This window comes from Stenotrophomonas sp. 05L414_2 (genome assembly GCF_056397905.1).
On sequence record NZ_JBFTOJ010000265.1, the window covers coordinates 1 to 3,313 of the forward strand.

Sequence of the window (3,313 nt, forward strand, 5' to 3'; positions counted from 1 at the left end):
CCGCAGAACCCGTTCGTGATGTACGGACGCGGCAAGGCGATCCGGGTCAAGATCCTGAGCATCACGCCCTTGGCCCAGCAGGCCAATGGTGGCTTCCGCGGCGCATCGGTACGCATACAGCGCAGCCTGCTGGACAAGCGCACGGGTGCTGCGACCTATCTGGATAACCAGCTGGTGACGATGCGTTTCCAGTACAACCAGAATCTTGCGCTGTCCGAGCAGGATCGCGTACTCAATCCGCTAGCTTTCCAGGTTACCGAGTATCGCGTCGATAACGATTACGCCCGTGGCGTGCCGGTGCCGGATGACAGTGCAATGCAGCAGCAGGCTCAGGATGCTGCCCAGCAGGCGCAGCTTGCCGCGCAACAGGCGCAGGGCATTTACGACCCGAACAATCCCGCAGCAGCCACCATGATCGATCCCGCAACTGGCCAGCCTGTGGCTGTACCGGCCAATGGTCAGATGCAGCCGGTACAGGGTCAATCCATTCAAGGTCAGCCGACTCAAGGGCAGGTAGTGCCTGGGCAGGCGATCCCAGCGCAGCCGGCCATGAGGCCGATGCAGAACAATTCCACCGGAAATGCTGATGGAGCAAGCAACCGATGAGTAGTCGAAAAGTCAGAGGGAGCGCATTGGCGCTGCTGTCATTGCTGTCGCTGGTGTTTTCCACCTCGGCGATGGCACAGGCGGTGGACCATTACGAGTACGAGAAGGACCGCATCTACCCGGTGCGCACCGGCCTGGGTCTCACCACCCAGATCGAGCTGAGCCCGAACGAGAAAATCCTCGACTACAGCACCGGTTTCAGCAGTGGTTGGGAACTCACCCGTCGCGAGAATGTGTTCTACCTTAAACCCAAGAATGTCGACGTCGACACCAACATGATGGTGCGCACTGAGACCCATTCGTACATCTTCGAGCTGAAGGTGGTGGCCACTGACTGGCGCCAGCTGGAGCAGGCGCGTCGTTCCGGCGTGCAGTACAAGATCGCCTTTATCTACCCGAATGACACAGTGTTCGGCGTCGCGCAGGAGGCGGTGGAGGAAGAAGCCCAGCCGTTGCTCAGTACGGAGCTGGCCAAGGATCGCCAGTACAACTTCAACTACTCCTATTCGACCAGCAAGGCGAAGAAGATGGGGTGGTTGATTCCGGTCAACGCGTACGACGATGGGAGTTTCACCTACCTGAAACTGCCGAATTCTCCCGAATACAAGACGGGCATCTTCCCGGCCGTATTCGGTCGCGAGAAAGAGTACGGCGAGGACTTCGTGGTCAACACCACAGTTGAGGGCAATACGCTGATCGTGCACGGGACCTACCCGTACCTGGTCATCCGCCATGGCGACTTTGTCGTCGGCCTGCGAAGGAACGTGAAGAAATGAGCCAGCAGAACACTCCGGACAACGATCCAAATCCGTCTCCGTACGGTCAGGGCCCTGCGGGTCATGAACCGTCGACGAATCCTTATTACGGGACCGCGCAGTCCGAAACCACGCCCGATCTGGATGCCAGCGCTCCGCAGCTCCGCTCGGCTGAAGAGCAGCGCCTGAACCGTAAGGCACTGTTGTTCCTGGGCGGCATCTTGCTGCTGTTGTTGGCCATGGGTTTCCTGCTGCTGCGCAAAGGCCAGGATGACGAGGCCGACGCCAAGGCACCACCGCAGGTGGCACGCTCAAGCACTCCGGATCTGCCGAACATGGCGCCGCCTGTCATTCCTTCTGCTGCGCAGGAGACCGCTGAGCCGATTCCGATGCTTCCACCGCCGCCGAAGGAAGCCATTGGCCCCACCTACATTCCACGTGCCGAACCCGAACGTGACATCCAGCGCGGTCCCAGCCTGCTGGACCGTCGCATCGCCGGCAGTGGAGGCGTCGGTACCGGTGACGCTTCGGGTCAAGGCGCAGCCGCGGGCAACGACGATCCTTATCTGCAGGCAACGTTGGCTGCATTGCAGGCTCAGAACGGCAACGCAACGCCGGCCAAAGTGCGTCGCGGTCCGGACGTGGAAGACGTCTCCAACGCTTCCTATATCCGCAGCCCCGATGCGTTGCTGGTGCGTGGCACTTATCTACGCTGCGTGCTTGAGACCCGCATTATTACCGACCTGGCTGGCTATACCTCCTGCCTGCTCACCGAGCCGGTCTATTCCATCAACGGCCGTACCCTGCTGTTGCCCAAGGGCTCCAAGATCTATGGTGCCTATGGTGGCGGTCCGGCCGGAAAGCGCGTGGAAGTCATTTGGGATCGGATCACGACTCCGAATGGTTTGGACGTCGCTATGTCCAGCCCGGGCGTAGATGGCTTGGGTGGTGCGGGTCACCCGGGGCAGTACAGCGCGCACTGGGGTGCACGTATCGCTTCGGCACTGATGATCAGTCTGGTCGCGGATGCATTCAAATACGCTGCTGCCGAGCATGGTCCGGAAACGACCACCGTGGCCAACAACGGCATGACCATCCAGTCGCCATATGAAAGCGCTACCGCACGTACCATGGAGCGTCTGGCCAACGAGGCGCTCACCAGCGGCCGTCGTCCGCCGACAGTCACTATCAATCAAGGCACGATCGTGAACGTCTACGTCGCAAAAGACGTCGACTTCACCAGCGTGCTGAACGCCCGCAGGTAATCCAAGAGCGACCATGGACGCCGAAGTGTCACCTCTCGCCCTCGTCTCCAGCGACTTCCTGCGCTATCAGTACGAAGTGYTGGGCATCGCCGAGTACATGACTTCACCTGAAGTGACGGAAATCTGCATCAACCGTCCGGGTGAGCTGTACCTGGAGACGCGGGCAGGGTGGCAGCGGGTGGATGTGCCAAGCCTGACGTTCGAACGCGCGCGGCAGTTCTGTACCGCGGTGGTCAACGAAAGCAACACGGGCCAACGCATCACCGATGCCGATCCGGTGGTGTCGCTCACGTTCCCAACCGGGCAGCGTGCTCAGTTCGTGATCCCGCCGGCGTGCGATGCTGGCAAGGTGTCGATCACCATCCGCCTGCCATCCAAGCACACCAAGTCGCTGACGCAGTACCACGAGGATGGCTTCTTCAACCAGATCCTTGAGCAGGATGGAAGCCTCAGTGAGCAGGATCGCGAATTGCTTGAATTGCGGCAGCAGCGTGAATACGCCGAGTTCTTCCGTCGCGCGGTGATGTATCGCAAAAATATCGTTGTGTCCGGAGCCACCGGCAGCGGCAAAACTACCTTCATGAAGGCGCTGGTCAATCACATTCCCGATAGCGAGCGCTTGGTCACCATCGAGGACGCGCGCGAACTGTTCCTGACCCAGCCCAATGTGGTGCATCTGCTGTACTC

4 protein-coding genes are annotated in these 3,313 nt (G+C 60.2%); all 4 read left to right on the forward strand.

Annotated features, from left to right (window positions below):
- On the forward strand, nt 1-606 hold a 606-nt coding region (locus AC1DJN_RS21300; RefSeq protein WP_478040127.1), incomplete at its 5' end, for a VirB8/TrbF family protein.
- Nucleotides 603-1,382 carry a TrbG/VirB9 family P-type conjugative transfer protein gene (locus tag AC1DJN_RS21305; RefSeq protein ID WP_032976214.1) on the forward strand — a complete coding sequence of 260 codons (780 nt, stop codon included), beginning with the start codon at nt 603-605 and terminating at the stop codon, nt 1,380-1,382. The genes AC1DJN_RS21300 and AC1DJN_RS21305, both read left to right, overlap by 4 nt.
- Nucleotides 1,379-2,626, forward strand: a complete 1,248-nt coding sequence (locus tag AC1DJN_RS21310) for a TrbI/VirB10 family protein (RefSeq protein ID WP_032976213.1) — start codon at nt 1,379-1,381, stop codon at nt 2,624-2,626. Before AC1DJN_RS21305 ends, AC1DJN_RS21310 begins: the two co-directional genes overlap by 4 nt.
- A 13-nt stretch (nt 2,627-2,639) precedes the next feature.
- Nucleotides 2,640-3,313 (forward strand): P-type DNA transfer ATPase VirB11 (gene virB11 / locus AC1DJN_RS21315; protein ID WP_478040130.1); only part of this gene is annotated, 674 nt, incomplete at its 3' end.